Below are 20604 nucleotides of genomic sequence, written 5' to 3'. Positions count from 1 at the left end.
TCTTCGCATCTCCATTCTTCATCACCGAATCTGCGCGCGCGCGACGGCGTCGCACCCCATTCCCGTCGCCGTCATCCTGAGGCCGACCACGCCGCAAGCTGTTCCCGCGCAGTCGGTTGCAGACCGAAGGATCTATCGCCCGTCCAGCACGTCGGCTGAGGTCCAGCTCGAGTCTTTCCTTCGGATTTCAGTGCTGCCCGGGCGGAGTTCGGCGTGTCGGCCGGGAGTCACGTGCTTTCAGGCTATGGATCCTTCGGCCTGCCGTCTTCAGCTCACGGCGAGAGTTCGGCGTGGCCGGCCTCAGGATGACGTCAGCGAGTGAAGGTGGCGCGGTGGCGCGACATCTCCCCCGACGCCCCCCGCACTCCCGCACTCCCGCACTTCTTCACCGGCTGCCTGTGCGGGCGCTGTCGGCCTCGGCGCGGTCCTCCGCCTCGCCGTCGCGGCTCCAGACCACGATGAGGCCGCAGGTGGAGGCCAGGCTGATGTAGCGCCCCGGGATCTCGCTGGTGCCGCGGTACACCTCGATTCCCGCGATGTCGTTGGGCACGATCTGCAGGTCCAGCTCGTCGCCGGGCATCACGATGTTGTCCACCAGCAGCAGGGGCACGCACCCGCCGTCCTTGCGCGTCATCAGCGCCACCGAGTGCGTGGTGCCGCCCAGCGCCTGCAGCCGCACGCCGGGAATCCCGCGCAGCGCCTCGGTGGAGTGCAGCGGCCGCCGCCGGTCGATCTGCTCGCGCGTGACGAACGAGCCCACGTGCATCTGCTGGCGGCTGTAGAAGCCCTCGCGGTCCAGCCGCGGATTGCGCGGCACCTCGCTGTGCCCGGTGACGGTGAGCGGGTCCAGCGCCACCTCGCTGGTGCTGATGCGCATCTCCACGTGCACCGTCTGCATCGCGGCCACGGCGACGGCCGACGAGGTGGCGGTGCGGTAGCCCAGCCGCTGCACGCGCAGCCGGAACTCGCCGGGGTCGCGCAGGCGCAGGGTGAACGCGCCGTCGTCGCCGCTGCGGGCGCGGGCCATCACGCGGTCGCCGGGGCCCAGCGCCTCGACGGTGGCCTGCTTCACCGCGCTCTCGCCCGCGCGGTCCTTCACCGTGCCCGCGAAGATCTGGGCGTGCAGCGCCGTGGACAGCAGGAGGGCGGGAAGGAGAGCGAACGAGGGGAAGGGCTTCATGGGCATCCTCCGGGGTGCGTGCCGCCGGACTGAGGGCCCGGCGTGGACCGACTGTGGACCTGTATCCGTCACCCCGCCGCCACCGGCGGGGAAATCGACCGTCCCGACCCACACCGCACATCCCCGAAAATCACACCTTGATGAAGATCTTCTTCCGGTAGAAGATCTCCATGATCGCCCACCACACCGCCACGAACACCAGCGCGAAGGCCAGCGACGCGTTCAGCGGATCGATCCAGCTGGCGAAGAGGTTGGCGTAGATCCAGGCCTTCACCGGCTGCGTTCCCTCCGCGCCGCCGGGCACCTTCACCAGGTTCAGCAGCCGCGCGAACACGCCCGACAGGAAGAAGGCGGCGATCGCGTTGGTCCCGAACACCACGAAGGGGCGCGTCCAGCGGCGGACCCCCTTCACGTCCACCACCCAGTAGCACATCGCCAGCCCCACCATCGCCATCCCGCCCATGAACAGCACGTACGAGCTGGTCCACAGGTTCTTGTTGATGGGGAAGACGGCGTTCCACACGAGCCCCGCCGCCATCAGCGCGTTCCCGGCGAAGAACAGCCCCGTCGCCCGCTCGGCCGGCGCGCGCTCGCCGCGGATCCACTCGCCCGCGAAGATGCCCAGCAGCACCGTGGCCACCGCGGGAAGCGTGCTCAGCAGCCCCTCGGGGTCCCACGTCTTCGCCGCCGCCCACAGGTGGTTCGTGCCGATCACCATCCGGTCGACGTACGCCGCGAGGCTGCCGTCCTTGTGGACCAGGTCTCCCGCGCCGAAGGCGGGGACGGGAACCAGCGTCATCGCCGCCCAGTAGCCCAGCAGCAGGGCGGCGGCGACCCACGGCCGCGCCCGTTTCGGCGCGTACAGGTACACGGCCGAGGCGAGCAGGAAGCAGACCGCGATGCGCTGCAGCACCCCCATCACGCGGAGGTGGCCCGGGTCCAGGTTGTAGTACGGAAAGGCGGCCAGCAGCAGCCCCAGCCCGAAGAGGGTCGCGGAGCGCCTGGTGGACTTAACGAACACGCGTGCCCGGGTCTGACCACGCGCCATCTGCCCGGCGAAGCTCATCGTCATCGCCACGCCCACGATGAACAGGAAGAACGGGAAGATGGTGTCGGTGGGCGTCCACCCGTTCCACGGCGCGTGGTCCAGCGGCTCGTACACGTGGTCCCACGAGCCGGGGTTGTTCACCAGCAGCATCCCCGCGATGGTGATGCCGCGGAACACGTCCAGCGCCAGCAGCCGCCCCGGCTTCGCGTCCGCGTCCGCCGGGCCCCCCGCGATCTCGACCGCGGGGATGGTGGGGGATGAAGATGGAGATGCGGCGAGCGTGTCCGTCATGCGCGCGTCCTGCGGGGGATGTGGGGTGGGGATGATCAAGTGTGTAGGACGGCACCGTTTGGGGCAACCCTCTCCCGCTCGGGGATGCGGGGAGCACGCGGCGGCCGGGAATGGAATTCCCGGGCAACAAGGGCACGAAGTCCCTGCGGGACTGCCGCCATGCCTTCCCCGTGGCTGGGCCGCGCTGGTGTGAGACCGGGTAAGGGAGAGAACGGCGTTGAAAGATTTCACCCGCGACGTGGCGGCGCCCGTGGATGGGTGCTCGAGGCCATCCGCGAGGAAGCGTCGGAGTGGCGCGATTCGGCCATCCCGCCGGAGCTGCGCAAGGCGCGTCTCGCCCGCGCCCGCCGCCGAGACTAACTTCTTCCATCGTCCGCTCCAGCCCATCCGCCCAGCCCCCCGCTTCCGCTTGCTCCGCACGCTGCATCCCGCCGACCGGGCCACGCTGTTCATCCTCGCGGTCGTGACCGCCACGCTCGCCGTCGCGGCGGCCGGCGGCGCGCCCGTGGCCGCATCGCTCGGGCTGCACGCGGGAATTCTCGTCGCGTTCGCGGGGCTGGCGACGTGGATGGGGGCGCGCGAGGGGGCCGTGGTGCGCGGCATCGCCATCATCGCGGTGATGTTCACGCTGTACAGCACGCTCGGGCACGTCGCCTTCGCTGCCGTTCCGTGGCTTGCGGATCCGTGGCTGGCCGCGGCGGACCGGGCGCTGCTGCTCGGGCGCTCGCCGTCGCTCGTGGTGGAGCCGCTGGGGGCGACGCGGTGGGCGGAGGTGCTCAGCTTCGGCTACGCGATGTTCATCCCCTACCTGTACGTCTCCATCGTCCTGTCGCTGGTGGGCCGGCCGCCGGCGGAGCGCGACGAGTTCGTCACCGGGTTCGCGGTGCTCTACGCGCTCAGCTTCCTGGGCTACCTCTTCCTCCCCGCGCGCGGTCCGGTGGTGTGGATGGCCGGGGATTTCACGCTGCCGATCCACGGCGGCACCTTCCACCGCATCATCCTGAAATCCGTCGAGTCGGTGGGCGGGCCGCACGGCGCCTTTCCCAGCCTGCACGTGGGCGCGTCGCTCTACGCCACGCTCTTCGACCTGCGCCACCGCAACCCGCTGCGCGCGCTCATCTACCTCCCCCTCGTGGCCACCATCGCGCTGGCCACGCTGGTGCTGCGCTACCACTACGCGGTCGACCTCGCCGCCGCGGTCGTTCTCGCGCTGGCGGCATCGCATCTCGCCCGCGCGGCGATGGCGCGGCGCGGCGAGACGGCGCGCATCGCCGCCGAGGGCGCGGCGGAGGCGGCGGCGTGATCTACCGCCTGGTGCGGGCGCTCTGGCGCGCGGCGCTGTTCGCCTTCTTCCGGCGCATCGGCGTGCAGGGGCGTGGCAACGTCCCCGCGCGCGGGCCGGCGCTGCTGGTGGCCAACCACACCAACGCGTTCATCGACGGGCTGCTGGTGCTCACCCGGCTGGAGCGCCCGGTGACGCTCACGGTGAAAAGCACGCTGCGCCGCAACCCCATGCTGGCGGCGCTGATCCGGGCGATGCACGTGGTGGAGTTCCACCGCTCGCAGGATGTGGGCGAGGGCGCCGATCCCGCGAAGAACGTGGACGCGGTGGGCGCGTGCGCGGCGCGGCTGGCCGACGGCGGGTGCATCGTCATCTTCCCCGAGGGCGTCAGCCACAGCGACCCGGCGCTGCGCCCGTTCCGCACCGGCGCGGCGCGCATCGCGCTGGCGTACGTGGACGCGCACCCGCGCGGGCCGGCGCTGGCGCTGGTCCCCACCGGGCTGCACTTCGAGGCCAAGGAGCGCTTCCGCTCCTCCGCGGGGATGATCTTCGGCGAGGCGATGGACGTGCACGCGTGGCGCCGCGACCACCCGGGCGGCGACGCGCACGCGCTGACGGAAGAGATCGAGGCGCGCATCCGCGGGCTGACCGCGAACTACGACGCCGAGCGCGAGATGGAGATCTTCGGCCGCGCGGCGGAGCTGCTGGAGACGGCGGACGACGGGCCGCCGCCGCTGGGGCAGGAGCCGGCCGCCGACGTCGCCGCGCGCGTGTCGCTCATCCACCGGCTGCAGGCGGGGCGGCAGTGGCTGGGGCACGGCCGGCGCGCGGAGCTGGAGGCGCTGGAGGAGCGCGTCCGCGGCTTCGGGCGCAAGCTGCACCGCCTGGGGATCACCGCCGCCGAGCTGTTCCTGCCGATGGAAGTCCCGCGCGCGGCCTTCTTCGTCTTCCGCGAGATGGAGCTGCTGGCCGCCGGATCTCCCATCGCCGCATGGGGATGGATGAACGCGCTCCCCGCGTACGCCGTCACGAAGGCGGTGGTGATGAAGATGTCGAAGGACCGCGACCACTTTGCCTCGAACTCCGTCTTCCTCGGCATCCCCATCTTCCTGCTGTTCTGGGGGATGCAGATCGCGCTCGTGGCGCTCGTCGCCTCGCCGCTCCGGGCCGTGCTGTACGCGCTGTCGCTCCCCTACGCGGGCGCGGTCGCGCTGCTCTACCGCGACCGCGCGGGAAGCGCGTGGCGGCGGGCGCGCACCTTCCTCCTCCTCGCCCGCCGCCCCGGCCACCGCCGCAAGCTGGTGGACGAGGCGCGGTCCATCCTCGCCGACCTGCGGCGCCTGGCCGCAGAATTCGAAGCTGCCGAAACCTCCAACGCCGTGAGCTGAGATGCGCCTCCACGCCGTCCTCACCCTCGCCGCCGCGCTCGCGATGGCCACCGCCCGGCCCGCGGCGGCCCAGCGCGGATGCAGCGCGCCCCAGGGCACCGTGCTGGCCATCAGCGCCGAGCCGATCCAGATCGCGTCCGGCGGCACGGCGGCGGTCGGCGTGGTCTGGTACGCCGGCGGGTACACGCCGCCGCTGCCCGTCCCGTCCCGCTGCCGCGTCGCCTGGTCGGTCCAGCCCGCCGCGGCGGGACGCGTCGACGCGCGCGGCAGGCTCACCGTTCCCGCGGCGGCGCGCCCGGGGTCGCGGTTCACCCTCGTGGCGCGCGTGGGCCACGACACCGCGCGGCAGACGGTGAACGTGGTGGATGCGCGCCCCAACCCGCTGGCGGCCAATTGGAGCCAGGCCGACTCGGCGCGGTGCACGGGCGGCGAGGGCGGCCCCGCGCCGGAGCCCATCCGCGAGCTGATCCTCCGCCGCGACAGCGCCTTCAGCCTGACCGCGGTGCCCTTCGAATCGTACCGCGACTACTGGGGCCGCTACTCGTACGACGCGGCCACGGGCGCGCTGCACCTCCGCATCGAAGGCGGCAACCATTCCCCGGCGGACGGCGACCTGGAGGGCATCGCCCGCGTGGAGGGCGGCCGGCTTACGATGGAGGGTTTCTGGCTGGGCGACCCGCGGCAGGAGCGCGGCGGCCGCACCTGCACCTACGTCTTCACGCGCGGGCGCTGACACGCGGACGCCGTACCATCCTCTCCGTGCAGCGTGACGACGACGTGATGCGGGCGTTCGCGGACGATCGCGAGTACCGACGTGAAGACCGATTGACTCGTCCCCCGCGCCGCGTTTTGCAGCACCGACACCGAAGCGCCTCTTCCCGCTTGCCTTTGGCGCTTGACAGCCCCCGTCCGGTTCGGTAATATTCGAGCACATCCTCCCCAAGCGGCTACGGCTTCTTGGGCCCCCCGGGGCTACGGCCCCGGGGATTTTTTTTGCCCCGATCGCGAGCAACCTTCAACCAGGAGGGCGCGTGCGAGTAGCATTCATCGTCGACGGATTCAATCTGTATCACTCGATCAAGGACGCGGAGAAGATGGTTCCCGCGCGTCCGCAGCGGTGGCTGGACCTCCGCGCCTTCTGCGAATCGTACGTCCGCAACTTCGGACGGGCGGCGATGCTGGAAGACGTGTACTACTTCTCCGCGATCGCAGCGCACCTCGAACCTGCCAAGCCGGATATCTCGCGCCGGCACCAGACCTATCTCGACGCGCTCGCGGCTACCGGTGTGCACGTGTCGCTCGCGAACTTCAAGGTCAGCAATCGCTATTTCTCCTTTCGCCAATGCCGGTTCCGGATCTGGCCCTTTCGGCGGTTCATCCGCGTGCCGCTGCCACGCTGCACCGTGCTCGTCCAGAGGGCGGAGGAGAAGGAGACGGACGTCGCGATCGCGACCAAGCTGTTCGAGCTCCTCCACACGAATGCGGCGGACGCGGTCGTCCTCGTGACGGGCGATACGGACTTGCTACCGGCGATCAGAACCGCGCGGAGGCTGTTTCCCACGATTTTGATCGGCGTGTGTTTCCCTTTCAAACGCCACAACGCGGACCTGAAGCGGTCCGTAGTCCGGTCGTTCAAGGTGAGGAAAGAGCAGTACGCTGTGTATCAGCTCCCCGATCCGATCTCGTTGCCCAATGGCCACGTCATCCGCAAGCCGCCACCGTGGTGATCCACCCCCCGGCGCTGAACGGCTCCCGAATCTCCATCCATTGACCCGATGATCCTCGAATTCACCGACATCGCCGCGGCGGATGCGGGCGTGAGCGGCGGCAAGGGCGCGTCGCTGGCGCGGCTGACGCAGGGCGGCTTTCCCGTGCCGCCCGGCATCATCGTTCCGGCGGCGGCGTACCGCGCGTTCGTCGGGGCGGTGCCGGGGCTGGACGCGCTGGTGGCCGCGCTGAAGCCGGAGGACGCGGCGGACCTGCACGCGCGCTGCGGCCAGATCCGCGCGCTCCTCGTCGCCGCGCCGTTGCCAGGCGATCTGGACGCGGCGCTGCGGGCACGGCTCCCCGATTTGCTGACGCGCGATCGCGTCTCCGTGCGCTCGTCGGCCACGCTCGAGGACCTGGCGGGCGCCGCGTTCGCCGGGCAGCACGACACGTATCTGGACGTCGCGGGCGTGGACGGCGTGCTGGACGCGGTGCGGCGCTGCTGGGCGTCGCTGTGGGAGGACCGCGCCGTGCGCTACCGCCACGAGCGCGGCTTCGGCGCGGCCGAGGTGGCCATGGCGGTGGTGGTGCAGCGCATGGTGCGCAGCGAGGTGGCCGGCGTGGCCTTCTCCGTCGATCCCGTGAGCGGCGACCTGGACCGCATCGTGGTGAACGCCGCGTACGGGCTGGGCGAAACGGTGGTCTCGGGCGAGGGCGGCATCGACCAGTACGTCGTCTCCAAGCGCACCGGCGAGGTGCTGGAGCGCTCGATCGGCGAGAAGACGCACGCGATCGTGTCGACCGAAAACGGGTCGGAGCACGTGGAGGTGGCGCCCGAGCGCCGCTCCGCGCCCGCGCTGGCGGACGGCGAGCTGGCGCGGCTGCGCGAGCTGGTGATCCGCGTGGAGCGCTTCTACGCCTTCCCGCAGGACACCGAGTGGGCGGTCGCGCGCGGCGAGCTGTACCTCCTCCAGTCGCGCCCCGTCACCGAGTTCCCGCCGCGGTGGACGCGCGACGAATCGGCCGAGCGCTTCCCCAATCCCATCACCCCGCTCACGTGGGATTTCACCACCGAGGGCTTCCACGAATCGCTCGCCTTCTCCCTCGGCCTGCTGGGCTATCCGCCCTTCGCGGGGACGTGGTTCGAGCGCTTCGAGGGGTACATCTACGGAAACCAGACGGCGGTGCAGCTGTTCACGCAGGGCTTGCAGGTGCGCGTGGACACGCTCGACGAGCTGCAGGCGCGCAAGGACGACTGGATCGAGCGCTACCGCTGGGTGCAGGAGCTCCCGGTCACCTGGGCGCGCGATCTGGACCGCTACCTCCTCACCCTCGGCCGCCTCTCCGCCGTCGATCTCGGCTCGCTGGACGACGCCGCGCTCTGGCGCCATCTCCAGGCCGTCGACGCGCTGGGGCGCGGCTACTTCCGCCCGAACATCGCCATCTCCATCACCCAGGGCGTGCTGCACCGCACGCTCTTCACGGTCGTGGCGATGCTCGTCGGCCGCGAGCGCGCGCCCGCGCTGTACGACGCGCTCACCTGCTTCTGCGAGACCAAGACGAACCTGGTCAACGGGGATCTATATCGCCTCTACCGCACGGTCCGCGACGAGCCGGAGCTGGAGCGGCTGCTCGTCTCCACCGACCGCAGACAGGTGTGGGAGATGGGGATGCTGGAGCGCTTCCCCGGCTTCGCGGCGGCGTTCGGACGCTTCCTGGAGAACCACGGCCATCGGGAGGTGGATTTCGATGCGTACGTGCCGACGTGGATCGGCCAGCCGTGGGTCGTCCTCGAAAATCTGCGGCTGATGCTGATGCAGGGCGACGTGGCCGACCCCGCCGAGCGCGAGGTGGAGCTGCGCGCGCGCCAGTCCGCCGCCGAGCGCGATTTTCTCGCGGCGATGCCGGAGGGGCTGCGCAACTTCGCCGCGGAGATGCTGCGCCTGACGCGCGCCTACACCGGGCTGGACGACCTGGAGCACTACCAGACCACGCGCCTCACCATCCCCTTCCGCGCCGCCATTGCCGAGGCCGGCCGCCGCCTTGCCGGGCGGGGGATTCTGGAGGATGGCGACGACGTCTTCTTCCTCCACAAGCGCACGCTGACCGCGCTGATGGAGGGAGATGAGGATGCCCGGGCCGCCGCCGCGGACGAGGCGCGCCGTAACCGCGCGGAGTACGATGCGGCGAAGAATCGCACCCCGCCGCGCGTGTACGGCGAGGAGCCCGCCGCCCCGCCGGAGGGCGCGCTGCGCGGGCTGCCGGGCTCGCCGGGGGTGGCGGAGGGGCCCGTCTGCCGCGTGCACGGCGTGGAGGACTTCGCGCGCTTCACCCCCGGCTCGGTGCTGGTCGCGCGCACGACCAACCCCGCGTGGACGCCGCTCTTCTACTCCGCCGTCGCGGTGGTCACGGAGAGCGGCGGCCCGCTCTCGCACGGCGCCGTCACCGCCCGCGAGGTCGGCGTCCCCGCGGTGATGGCCGTTCACGGCGCCCTCACCGCGCTGAAGGACGGCGAGCGCGTCCGCGTGAACGGCGCGCAGGGGACGGTGGCGCGGGTGGAGGAATGACGAGCGGCGGCTGAATGGGTGCGGTGGACGAGCGTGACGGATGTGTATCCAGATGGGGAAAATGCCACTGAAGTGGCGGCTACAACGGCACGCAGTCCGCCTTCGCGCCGCCTTCGCGGACTTCAACTGCGGGTCGTCTTTTGTGCCAGCGGTGGCGCGGCGGGGGCGGTCATCTGGGCCGGGCGCGGAGCGGCGGCGGGAGTGTGATATTTGGGCGATCAATATCGTCCCCATCACATTCCGGAGGTCCGATGCGCGAGCCGTTCACGCAGTTGTACCTGCATCTCGTCTGGGCCACCTGGGACCGGATGCCGCTCATCCGCCCCGACCTGCGGCAGGCGATCTACGGATGCATCCACAAGCAGGTGACGAAGCACCGGTGCCAGCCGCTCGCCATCGGCGGGATGGACGATCACGTGCACGTGCTCGTGCGCTTCCACCCGATGGCGCGCGTCTCCGAGGTGGTGCAGCACGCGAAAGGCGCGTCGTCGCACCTCGTCACGCAGGTGCTCGATCCCGGCGGGTTCTTCAAGTGGCAGGGCTACTACGGCGCGTTCACGATCTCCAAACAGCAGGCCCCGCACGTCCGCGACTACATCCTCCGCCAGGAGGAGCACCACCTCGGCGGCACCGCCATCGAAACGCTCGAGCGCATCTTCCACCACCGGGATCCCAGGCCGCGCGTCCGGCGGACGGTGGAGGCACCAAGGGTCCGGACGACGTCGCGCCGCATCGACATGGACGCGATCCTCGCGCTCGACGTGGACCGCCGCATCTCGCTCGTCACCGCGATCTGGGAGAGCATCGCCGCCGAGAACCCGGCTCCGCGCCTGACGGACGATCAGCGATCCGAGCTACAAGGCCGCATCGCCGCACACGAGCGTGATCCGTCCAGCGCCATCCCGGCGGAGGACGCGCTTCGACGCCTCCACGAAAAGTTCGGGTGACACCGACCCGTCCGATCGCGCCGATGCTGCGGCCCGGGAAGTCCGCGCAGGCGGACTGCGTGCCGTTGTAGCCGCCACTTCAGTGGCATTTTCGTACGCACCAGATGCCAGACACACGCACGGCCGCAGGGCGTGATCCCCGCGGCCGTGCGTGAATCGGGCGGATACCGCCGCCTCGGCAACTACCAGATGTTCACGCGGTCGGCGTCGGAGCGGACCATGGGGTCGCCGGCCTTGCAGCCGAATGCGGCGGCGAACTCGGGCATGTTCGAGAGCGGGCCGTTCACCCGGAACTCGTTGGGCGAGTGCGGGTCGGTCTGCACCATCAGGCGCAGCTGCTGGTCGCGGAACGTGGCGCGGCGCGCCTGCGCGTAGGCCAGGAAGAAGCGCTGCTCCGGCGTGAACCCGTCGATCAGCGCGCGCGGCTGCCCCGCCAGCTCGCGCTGCATGGCCTGGAACGCCACCGACAGCCCGCCGATGTCGGCGATGTTCTCGCCCATGGTCAGCTTGCCGTTCACGTGCAGCGAGTCCAGCACCGTGTAGGCGCTGTACTGCCGGTCCACCACCGCCGCGCGCTGCTCGAAGCCGCGCGCGTCCTCGGGCGTCCACCAGTCGCGCAGGTTGCCGCGCGCGTCGTACTGGCGCCCCTGGTCGTCGAACCCGTGCGTCATCTCGTGCCCGATGGTTCCGCCGATGCCGCCGTAGTTGGCCGCCACGTCGTACGAGACGTGGAAGAACGGCGGCTGCAGCCGCCCGGCGGGGAACACCACCTCGTTCAGGTTGGGCGAGTAGTACGCGTTCACCGTGGGCACCGTCATGAACCACTCGGTGCGGTCCACCGGCCCGCCGATCTTGCCGCGGTCGCGGCGCGCCTCGAACTCGCCGAGCGCGCGCAGGTTGGCGATGTGGCCCGCGGTGCCGATCTCCAGCCCGGTGTAGTCCTTCCACACGTCGGGGTAGCCGATCTTGGTGCCGAACGCGCCCAGCTTCTCCAGCGCCTGCCGCTGCGTGGCCGGGCCCATCCAGGTGCTGGCGCGGATGCGGTCGGCGAACGCGGCGCGCAGGTTCCCCACCATCCGCTGCATGGCGGCCTTGGCTTCGGGGGTGAACGCCACGCGCACGTACTCGGCGCCCAGCGCGTCGCCCAGCGCGTTGTCGGTCAGGCGCAGGCAGCGCTTCCAGCGCGGCTGCTGCTCGCGGGCGCCGGTGAGCGCCTGCGTGTAGCGGAAGCTCTGGCGCACGAAGGGCGACGAGAGCCAGTCGGCGGCGCGGCTGAGGGTGCGGTAGCGCAGGTAGGCGCGCCAGTCGGCCAGCGGGCGCGTGGCCAGCTCGTGCGCGGCCGCCCTGAAGAAGTCCGGCTGCGCCACGTTCACGCTGTCGGCGCGCACGTTCACGCGGCGCAGGAAGCCGCTCCACGAGAAGCCCGGCGCCAGCCGGTCGGCCTCGGCCACGGCGACCCAGTGGTACTGCGCGTTGGGGTCGCGCTGCTGCACCCGCGTCATCGACGCGCGCGCCAGCGCCGTCTCCAGCGCCATGATGCGGTCCGCGTCGGCGCGCGCGGCGGCCCGCGTCTCGCCGGCCAGCACGAACATCTCGGTGACGTTGTCCAGGTAGTCGGCGCGCGTCTTCCGGCTGGCCGAGTCGTCGCGCAGGTAGTAGTCGCGGTCCGGCAGCCCCAGCCCGCCCTGCGCCAGGTTGGCGATCACCCGCGCGCTGTTCCGGGGGTCCTGGTCGCCGCCGAAGCGGAAGACCACGCCCGTCCCCCGCGTGTGCTGCAGCACCACCTCGTCCACCAGCTGCTGTCGCGTCGAGATGGCGCCCTGGCGCCGCAGGTCGGCGGCGATGGGGCCGATCCCCGCCGCCTCGGCGCGCGACGAGTCCATGCAGGTGGCGTAGAAGTTCCCCACGCGGCGCGTGTTGGGGTCGCGCGTGGTGCCGGCCTCCCGCGCGGCCGCCTCGACCACGCCGCGCAGCACCTCCTCGTTGCGGTCGCGCAGCTCGTTGAAGCCGCTCCACGACGAGTACGCCGCGGGGATGGGGTTGCGGGCGATCCATCCGCCGTTGGCGTAGCGGTAGAAGTTCTTGCAGGGCGCGCAGGTGGTGTCGAGGTTGGCCCGGTCGAGCGCCGGAACGACCGGGCCCTGCGCCGCCGCCGTCCCCGCCGCGAGCACGGCGGGGGCGACGAGGAGAAGAACGCGCGTTTGCATCGGGTCTGGTGGGGAGCGGGTGGATGCCCGGGCGGCAGGTGGCGCGCCCGCGCGATTCATCTACGTCGCCGCTTCCCGCCGCGCAATGCTCGTGGGATGAAGTGCAAACAACAGACGGCCGGACGCACGGGGGCGGGATCAGTTTCGCCAGCAGTTCCAGGGTCCGGGTGGGGCGGTGAAGAAATAGGCGGAAGAATTCTCTGCGCGAAAATGCGAGTGAACTCGCGGCTACAACGGCACGCAGTCCGCCTTCGCGGACATCGGATCGGTGCTTGACAGGCGCGGCGGAGAGGCGATCCTGTCATCGGACTCGACCGTCCGCCGTGCGACCGCCTCACATCCTGATCCACATCTTCCCGGAGAACGGTACGTTGCGTTCCATCTTCACCCTTCCCGCCGTCGCGATCGTGGCGGCCGCCCTCGTTGCGGCGCGCCCGGCCGGCCGCGCGCCCGAGCATACCGGCGCGCAATGCGACCCCGCGCGCGACCAGCGCATCCTGGACGTCGTGGCGGCAGAGATCCGCACGGGGCTCGCGGGCCGCGCGAACGAGGCGGAGATCCGTGCGCGGGTGGCCTCGGCGCACGAGCGGCTGCGGGCGAGCGGCGCGCTGACCTGCTCCGGAAGCACCGCCGCCGTGCCGGTGGGCGAGTTCGGCGCGATCGCGGTGAACGCCAGCCTGGCATGGGGCGTGAGCTGGGACCATCGCACGCAGGCCGAGGCCGACGCGCGCGCCCGCAGCGAGTGCCCCGGCGCGGGGTGCCGCGTGGTGGTGCGCATCGTGGGCCCCGCGTGCGGCGCGTACGCCACCAACGGCTCCGCCTACGGCTGGGGCACCGACGTCACCCGCGAAGCCGCCGAGGCCCGCGCGCTGAGCGAATGCAGCGCGCAGGGTCGCCGCTGCCGGGTGCTGGCGTACGCGTGCAACACGCGGTGATGGACGGACCGTGCCGAGACGTTGCGGGTTGATCTTCGCCGGAGTTGTACATAGCGTTGATGGAGGCACGGCATCGTCGCGCGTCGAAAGATGAATCAAGGAACGTCGGATGGCGAACGTGGCTCTGGGCGAAAGCGTGGTTCACCGCGATCCGGAGATCATGGGTGGCGAGCCGGTCTTCGTCGGCACCCGGGTGCCGGTGCAGGCGCTGATCGACACCATGCGTTCGGGGCGTACGCTGGATGAGTTCCTGGAGCATTTCCCCACGGTCGAGCGCGCGCAGGTGATGGACTTCCTCCAGCAAGCCACCCAGGCAATGGTAGAGCGCGCCGCGTGAAGCGCGTACTGCTGGACGAAAACCTTCCACACCTGCTCGTGCCGGAGTCGGCTTCGTCGCCGCCGATCGCGCCTGCGGTCTCGTTCAAACTGTTGAACAGAAAGCAGTAGAGCGATAAATTACAGACATGAGCACGATCGATATCGCCGAGATCCGCCGGCTCAGCGTGGATGAGCGCATCCAGCTCCTCGAGAAGATCTGGAGCAGCATCGCGGCCGACACGGAACCGCTGCCGCCGACGCCCGCGCAGATGAGCGAGATCGAGCGCCGCATCGAGGCGTTCCGCCGTGACCCGTCTCGCGTGATTCCCGCCGAAGACGTCTTCGCCCGCCTGGAGCGCGACTTCGGTTGAGCCGCGCCGTCGTATTCTTTCCTGAAGCCGAAGAGGACATCCGGGATGCCGCCGCGTGGTACCGAGCGCAGCGGCCGGGCGTCGCGCGCGCTTTCCGGCGGTGAAGGCAGCCGCCGAGGAGGTGCGCCTGCATCCTCCGCAGTACGCTGTGTTCGCGGGCGACGTGCGTCACTTCGTTCTCGACGGCTGGCCCTACAGCATCCTTTATCTCGTGCTCGACGACGCGGTGGTGATCGTCTCGGTCTTTCACGACCGCCGCGATCCCATGGACTGGAAGAAGCGGCTGTAGCCTCCCCGCGGAATCCGCATCGTCCCCCTCCCCTTCCCGCCGCCTGCCCGGCTCGCTACACTCCACGCCCTGATCCACACCACCATCGCACACCTTGACGGAGGGGCGGCGCTTGAAGGTCGTCACCATCGGCGGCGGGCCGGCGGGGCTGTACTTCGCACTGCTGATGAAGAAGGCGGACCCGCGGCACCAGGTCACGGTGCTGGAGCGGAACCGCCCCGACGACACCTTCGGCTGGGGCGTGGTGTTCAGCGACCAGACGCTCGGCAACCTCCGCGCGGCCGACGAGGAAAGCTACCGGCGCATCACCGAGAGCTTCGCCCACTGGGACGACATCGACGTCCACTTCAAGGGCCGCACGATCACCTCCGGCGGCCACGGCTTCAGCGGCATCGCCCGCAAGCAGCTTCTCCAGATCCTCCAGCAGCGCGCCGCCGAGCTCGGCGTGGACCTCCGTTTCGCGGCGGAAGTCCCATCTCCCCAAGCGCTTCCCGGTCTCGGGCTCGGGGATGCGGACGTCGTCGTGGCGGCGGACGGCGTGAACAGCGTCACCCGGCGCACGTACGCGGGGCACTTCCATCCCGACCTGGACGTCCGCACCGCGCGCTTCGTGTGGCTGGGGACGACGAAGCTCTTCGACGCCTTCACCTTCATCGTCGTCCAGAACGAATTCGGCGTCTTCCAGGTGCACGCCTACCGCTTCAACGAGCGGCAGTCCGCGTTCATCGTGGAGTGCGACGAGGCCAGCTGGCGCGCCGCCGGGTGTGAGGCGATGGGCGAGGCGGAGACGGTGGAGTTCTGCGAGCGGATGTTCGCGCCCTGGCTGGACGGGCACCCGCTGATGAGCAACGCGGCGCACCTCGCGTCGCCCTGGCTCACCTTCACGCGGGTGGTGAACGAGCGCTGGCATTTCCAGCTCCCGCCCGACGAGGCGGGCCGCGCGCCGCACGTGGTCCTCGTGGGCGATTCGGCGCACACCGCGCACTTCTCCATCGGCTCGGGAACCAAGCTGGCGATGGAGGACGGCATCGCCCTGGCCCGCGAGCTGAACGCGCGCGAGTGCACGGCCGAGGCACTGGAGGCGTACGAGGCGGAGCGGAAGCTGGACGCGGTGCGGCTGCAGAACGCCGCGCGCAACAGCATGGAGTGGTTCGAGAACGTGAAGCGCTACGTGCACCTGGAGCCCGAGCAGTTCGCCTACTCGCTGCTCACCCGCAGCCAGCGCGTGAGCCACGAGAACCTGCGCCTGCGCGACGACGCCTACCTCTCCGGCGTGGAGCGCTGGTTCGCCGCCCGCTCGGGGGTGGAAGGAGATGCGCGGCCGCCGATGTTCACCCCCTTCCGGCTGCGGGGGATGGAGATTGCCAACCGCGTCGTCGTCTCCCCCATGGACATGTACAGCGCGGGGGAGGACGGCACGCCCAACGACTTCCACCTGGTCCACCTGGGCGCCCGCGCGCTGGGCGGCGCGGGGCTGGTGTTCACGGAGATGGTGTGCGTCTCGCCCGAGGGCCGCATCACCCCCGGCTGCACGGGGATGTGGAAGCCGGAGCACGCGGACGCGTGGCGGCGCGTCGCCGATTTCGTGCACCGGTGGACGCCCGCGAAGATCTGCCTGCAGCTCGGCCACTCCGGCCGCAAGGGCTCGGTCTGCCTCCCCTGGGCGGGGGGAGACGTGCCGCTGGCGGAGAACAACTGGGAGGTGCTGGGCCCCTCCCCCGACCCGCACGGCGAGGGATGGGCGAAGCCGCGGGAGATGACGCGCATCGACATGGACCACGTCACGGCGGAGTTCGTGCGCGCGGCGGAGATGGGCGCCGGGTGCGGCTTCGACATGCTGGAGCTGCACTGCGCGCACGGATACCTCCTCTCTTCCTTCATCACCCCGCTGGCGAACCGCCGCACGGACGAATACGGCGGCTCGCTGGAGAACCGCCTGCGCTACCCGCTGGAGGTCTTCCGCGCCATCCGCGAGGTGTGGCCCGCGGACCGCCCCATCTCCGTGCGCATCTCGGCGACGGACTGGGTGGAGGGGGGGATCGGCGGCCCCGAGTCGGTGGAGGTGGCGCGCGCGTTCGCCGAGGCCGGCGCGGACGCCATCCACGTCTCCACCGGGCAGACGTCGCCCGAGGCGAAGCCGGTGTACGGGCGCGCGTACCAGACGCCGTTCAGCGACCGCATCCGCAACGAGGTGGGGGTGCCGACGATCGCGGTCGGGAACATCACCGAGGCGGACCAGGTGAACGCGATCGTGGCCGCCGGCCGCGCCGACCTGTGCGCGCTGGCCCGTCCGCACCTGGCCGACGCCGCGTGGACGCAGCACGCCGCGGCCGAGCAGGGCTTCGCGGAGCAGTGGTGGCCGCCGCAGTACCTCACCGGCAAGCAGCAGCTGGAGCGCAACCTGGAGCGCAAGGCCGCGCAGGCGGCGGAGCTGGCGGGCGGGGGAATCTGAGGCCGAGCCTCGTGCGAAAGGCGGCTGAAGCCGCGGCAACAACTACGGAAAGCCTCGCAAACCGCGCGAGGCTTCAACAGCACCGCAGGGCGCGAGGCATGCCTCGCCTCTTTCACACGAGGCTGATCTGATCGATCCCCAATTTCTCGCCGGCCGGCACGCCGTGATCACCGGCGGCGGGCACGGCATCGGCGGCGCGGTGGCCGAGGCGCTGGCGGCGCTTGGCGCGTCGCTGTCGCTGCTGGGCCGTGACGAGCCGCGGCTGGAATCCCACGCCGCCGTGCTCGAGGCGCGCTTCGGCGTGGACGTGGAGACGTTCGCCTGCGACGTGGGCGACGAGGAGGCCGTGGAGCGCGCCTTCGCCGCCTCGCGGGAGATGCTGGGCGACGCGCAGGTGCTCGTCAACAACGCGGGCCAGGCGGAGAGCGCCGCCTTCGCGGAGACCTCGCGCGAGCTGTGGGAGCGGATGCTGGCGGTGAACCTGACCGGCACGTATCTCTGTACCCGCCAGGTGCTCCCGGCCATGCTCGCCGCGAAATCCGGCTGCATCGTGAACATCGCGTCCACGGCGGGGCTGCGCGGTTATCCGAAGACCGCCGCGTACTGCGCCGCCAAGCACGGCGTCATTGGCCTGACGCGCGCGCTGGCGCTTGAGACGGCGAAGTCCGGCATCACCGTGAACGCCGTCTGCCCCGGCTACACCGACACCGAGATGGCGCAGCGCGCCGTCGACGGCCTGGTCACCGCGCTGGGGAAGTCGCCGGACGAGGCGCGGTCGATGCTCACGCGCATCAACCCGCTCGGCCGCCTGATCACCCCCGACGAAGTCGCCGCCACCGTGACGTGGCTCTGCTCGCCCGCGGCGGCCGCGATCACCGGCCAGTCCATCGCCGTCGCAGGCGGCGAGGTGATGTAGATCAGTGATGTAGATCGGAAGCGCTGGCGTGGAGAGGCTGCGGCGCGCGTCCGACGCCTCGCGCCCTCTCCCCGCGCCTTAGAGCGCTCGCCCTCTCCCGTACCGGGCGAGGGGGGTTGTCCGGCATCGGCGCGGCCTGCAACCTCCGGCGCACGGATGCTTTCTGTGCGACGGAGGCCTTGGGAAGCCGGACGTGCAGGATGCATTCACCCTCGCGCCGATGCTGGAAGGCTACCTCTCCCGGTACGGGAGAGGTGGACGGCCTGAGCCGGCCGGAGAGGGCGCGGTGCGGCGGAGGCGAGCCACCGCCAGTCCAGCACCGTCGGAGCACCGTCGAGCTACCGTCGAGCACCAGATCCGTCGAGGGGTGCGCATCCCCTCGCACGCAACGCACATCATCCATCGAACCGAACGCCATCTCCCGATGACGACGAAGATTCTCGCGGCCGATCTCCATCCCACCTCGTTCCACTGGCGAGTCGACGGGCCGGTGGCGACGGTCACGCTCAGCCGCCCGGAGCGCAAGAACCCGCTCACCTTCGAGAGCTACGCCGAGCTGCGCGACACCTTCCGCCAGCTCAGCTTCGCGACCGACGTGAAGGTGGTGGTCATCACGGGCGAGGGCGGCAACTTCTGCAGCGGCGGCGACGTGCACGAGATCATCGGGCCGCTGGTGAAGATGAAGGAGGAGGGGCGGATGGACGACCTCCTGGCCTTCACGCGCATGACCGGCGACCTGGTGAAGGCCATCCGCGGCTGCCCGCAGCCCGTCATCGCCGCGATCGACGGCGTGTGCGTGGGCGCCGGCGCCATCCTGGCGATGTCGAGCGACCTGCGGCTGGGAACGGCGCGCAGCAAGGTGGCCTTCCTCTTCACGAAAGTCGGCCTCTCGGGCGCCGACATGGGCGCGTGCGCCATGCTGCCGCGCATCATCGGGCAGGGGCGCGCGAGCGAGCTGCTGTACACGGGCCGCTCGATGGGCGGCGAGGAGGCCGAACGCTGGGGCTTCTACAACCGCATCGTGGAGCCCGACGCGCTGCACGGCGAGGCGCTCGCGCTTGCCCGCCAGCTCTGCGAGGGCCCCACGTTCGCGCACGGGATGACCAAGCGCTGCCTGCACCAGGAGTGGAACATGGGCGTGGACGAGGCCATCGAGGCCGAGGCCCAGGCCCAGGCCATCTGCATGCAGACGGAGGACTTCGCCCGCGCCTTCCGCGCCTTCGCCGCGAAGGAGAAGCCGGTGTTCCAGGGGAACTGAAGTGCGAGAGTGCGAGAGTAACTCAGCGCGACTCGTTGGTTGTGGAGCACGCCGCGCCCTCGCGCCCTCTCCGGCCGGCTTAGGCCGTCCACCTCTCCCGTACCGGGAGAGGTAGCCATCCAGCATCGGTGCGGAAACTCAACGCTGCTGATCCGCATACCGCTGGAGTCCGCGAAGGCGGACTGGGTGCCGTTGTAGCCGCGACTTTAGTCGCATTTTCGCACCTCTGACGACCCTCATCTCCCGTCTACCGCGCCCCGGTGCCTGAACCGAATGCCTGACCGCACCTTCCTCCGCTGGCCGTTCTTCGACGACGCGCACCGCGACCTGGCCGCGCGGCTGGCGGAATGGGCCACGCGCGAGGTGGCGCCGCTCGCGCATCCGTCCAGCGGCGGCGTGGACGACGCCTGCCGCGCGCTGGTGCGGAGCCTGGCCGCGGGCGGGTGGCTGCGCTACGCCGTGCCCGCGCCGTACGGCGGCGCGCTGGAGCGGCTGGACGTGCGCGCCCTCTGCATCGCGCGCGAGACGCTGGCGTACGCGGGCGGGCTGGCGGACTTCGCGTTCGCCATGCAGGGCCTCGGCTCGGGACCCATCTCCCTCTTCGGCTCGGAAGATCAGAAGCGGCGCTGGCTCCCCTCCGTCGCGGCGGGCGAAACCATCGCCGCGTTCGCCATCTCCGAAGCGGAGGCGGGATCGGACGTCGGGGCGATGTCGACGACGGCGCGGCGGGATGGGACCGGCTTCGTCATCGACGGCGCGAAGACGTGGATCTCCAACGCGGGTATCGCGGACCGCTACGTGGTGTTCGCGCGCTTCCCCGAGGCGGGCGAGCGGGGATTCGCCGCGCTGGTGGTGGATGCGGGCAACCCCGGCCTCCGCATCTCCGCGCGCATCGACGTCACCGCGCCGCACCCGCTGGGGACGGTGATGTTCGACGGATGCCGCGTGGGCGCGGACGCGCTGCTCGGCGAGGCGGGCGGGGGGATGAAGGTGGCGCTCGGCACGCTCGACGTCTTCCGCTCCACGGTGGGCGCGGCGGCGCTGGGGTTCGCCCGGCGCGCGCTGGACGAGGCGGTGGCGTGGACGGCCGGGCGCCGCGTCTTCGGCATCCCCCTGGCCGAGCACCAGCTCACCCGCGTGGCGCTGGCCGAGATGGCCGTGGACGTGGACGCCAGCGCGCTCCTCGTCTACCGCGCCGCGTGGACGCGCGACACCGGCGCCGCGCGCATCACCCGCGAGGCGGCGATGGCCAAGCTCCACGCCACCGAGGCCGCCCAGCGCGTGGTCGACCGCGCAATCCAGCTCCTCGGCGCCCGCGGCGTGGTGCGCGACAGCATCCTCGAAACGCTCTACCGCGACGTCCGCGCGCTCCGCATCTACGAGGGCACCAGCGAGGTGCAGAAGCTGGTGATCGCCGGGCAGGTGCTGGCGGGGAGTGGCGGATAGGC

General features: G+C 71.0%; 17 protein-coding genes. 14 read left to right on the top strand and 3 right to left on the bottom strand.

The genetic code is table 11. The annotated features are described in order from the left end of the window. Positions 1 to 385: 385 nt before the first annotated feature. Together VLK66_RS08215 and VLK66_RS08210 are read right to left on the bottom strand one after the other, a co-directional pair. Positions 386 to 1180, bottom strand: a complete 795-nt coding sequence (locus VLK66_RS08215; protein WP_325308908.1) for a carboxypeptidase regulatory-like domain-containing protein — start codon at positions 1178 to 1180, stop codon at positions 386 to 388. 130 nt (positions 1181 to 1310) lie between these two features. Next, positions 1311 to 2519, bottom strand: coding sequence for an acyltransferase family protein (locus tag VLK66_RS08210; protein ID WP_325308907.1), 1209 nt, complete (start codon positions 2517 to 2519; stop codon positions 1311 to 1313). Positions 2520 to 2928: 409 nt separating this feature from the next. Here VLK66_RS08210 and VLK66_RS08205 point away from each other — a divergent pair, with 409 nt between their 5' ends. The 6 genes from VLK66_RS08205 to tnpA all read left to right on the top strand — a co-directional run bounded on the left by VLK66_RS08205 (position 2929) and on the right by tnpA (position 10410). Then, positions 2929 to 3822, top strand: a complete 894-nt coding sequence (locus tag VLK66_RS08205; protein WP_325308906.1) for a phosphatase PAP2 family protein — start codon at positions 2929 to 2931, stop codon at positions 3820 to 3822. Continuing rightward, positions 3819 to 5189: a 1-acyl-sn-glycerol-3-phosphate acyltransferase gene (locus tag VLK66_RS08200; RefSeq protein ID WP_325308905.1), complete on the top strand. Its 1371-nt coding sequence runs from the start codon at positions 3819 to 3821 to the stop codon at positions 5187 to 5189. The genes VLK66_RS08205 and VLK66_RS08200 overlap by 4 nt, the downstream gene beginning before the upstream one ends. A gap of 1 nt (position 5190) precedes the next feature. Then, positions 5191 to 5922, top strand: coding sequence for a hypothetical protein (locus VLK66_RS08195; RefSeq protein ID WP_325308904.1), 732 nt, complete (start codon positions 5191 to 5193; stop codon positions 5920 to 5922). Between the two features lie 298 nt (positions 5923 to 6220). Next, entirely contained in the window at positions 6221 to 6916 is a 696-nt protein-coding gene (locus VLK66_RS08190; RefSeq protein ID WP_325308903.1) for an NYN domain-containing protein, read from the top strand. A 48-nt stretch (positions 6917 to 6964) separates the two neighbouring features. After that, positions 6965 to 9463, top strand: a complete 2499-nt coding sequence (locus VLK66_RS08185; protein WP_325308902.1) for a PEP/pyruvate-binding domain-containing protein — start codon at positions 6965 to 6967, stop codon at positions 9461 to 9463. A 251-nt stretch (positions 9464 to 9714) separates the two neighbouring features. Beyond that, entirely contained in the window at positions 9715 to 10410 is a 696-nt protein-coding gene (gene tnpA, locus VLK66_RS08180; RefSeq protein WP_325308901.1) for an IS200/IS605 family transposase, read from the top strand. A 182-nt stretch (positions 10411 to 10592) separates the two neighbouring features. Here tnpA and VLK66_RS08175 read toward each other — a convergent pair whose 3' ends face one another. Further along, positions 10593 to 12617 (bottom strand): M13 family metallopeptidase, encoded by a 2025-nt coding sequence (locus VLK66_RS08175; protein ID WP_325308900.1) that lies wholly within the window; start codon positions 12615 to 12617, stop codon positions 10593 to 10595. Positions 12618 to 12988: 371 nt separating this feature from the next. Between VLK66_RS08175 and VLK66_RS08170 the strand changes: the two genes are divergently transcribed. From VLK66_RS08170 to VLK66_RS08135, 8 genes are all read left to right on the top strand, one after another. Then, a complete protein-coding gene (locus tag VLK66_RS08170; protein WP_325308899.1) occupies positions 12989 to 13552 on the top strand; it encodes a DUF4189 domain-containing protein in 564 nt (187 codons plus the stop codon). Positions 13553 to 13661: 109 nt separating this feature from the next. Further along, positions 13662 to 13889: a DUF433 domain-containing protein gene (locus tag VLK66_RS08165; RefSeq protein WP_325308898.1), complete on the top strand. Its 228-nt coding sequence runs from the start codon at positions 13662 to 13664 to the stop codon at positions 13887 to 13889. Between the two features lie 127 nt (positions 13890 to 14016). Continuing rightward, complete coding sequence (locus VLK66_RS08160; protein ID WP_325308897.1) at positions 14017 to 14241, top strand: addiction module protein; 225 nt, start codon at positions 14017 to 14019, stop codon at positions 14239 to 14241. A gap of 55 nt (positions 14242 to 14296) precedes the next feature. Then, complete coding sequence (locus VLK66_RS08155; RefSeq protein ID WP_325308896.1) at positions 14297 to 14530, top strand: hypothetical protein; 234 nt, start codon at positions 14297 to 14299, stop codon at positions 14528 to 14530. A gap of 112 nt (positions 14531 to 14642) precedes the next feature. Further along, a complete protein-coding gene (locus VLK66_RS08150) occupies positions 14643 to 16982 on the top strand; it encodes a bifunctional salicylyl-CoA 5-hydroxylase/oxidoreductase (RefSeq protein ID WP_325308895.1) in 2340 nt (779 codons plus the stop codon). 127 nt (positions 16983 to 17109) lie between these two features. Then, positions 17110 to 17898, top strand: coding sequence for an SDR family NAD(P)-dependent oxidoreductase (locus VLK66_RS08145; RefSeq protein ID WP_414676460.1), 789 nt, complete (start codon positions 17110 to 17112; stop codon positions 17896 to 17898). Between the two features lie 424 nt (positions 17899 to 18322). Then, positions 18323 to 19156: an enoyl-CoA hydratase family protein gene (locus VLK66_RS08140; RefSeq protein WP_325308893.1), complete on the top strand. Its 834-nt coding sequence runs from the start codon at positions 18323 to 18325 to the stop codon at positions 19154 to 19156. A gap of 273 nt (positions 19157 to 19429) precedes the next feature. Next, complete coding sequence (locus tag VLK66_RS08135) at positions 19430 to 20602, top strand: acyl-CoA dehydrogenase family protein (RefSeq protein ID WP_325308892.1); 1173 nt, start codon at positions 19430 to 19432, stop codon at positions 20600 to 20602. Positions 20603 to 20604 lie beyond the last annotated feature (2 nt).

This window comes from Longimicrobium sp. (genome assembly GCF_035474595.1).
Classification (GTDB): Bacteria; Gemmatimonadota; Gemmatimonadetes; order Longimicrobiales; family Longimicrobiaceae; genus Longimicrobium.
Note: the sequence above shows the minus strand (reverse complement) of the source record. Positions and strands in the feature narration are given on the sequence as shown.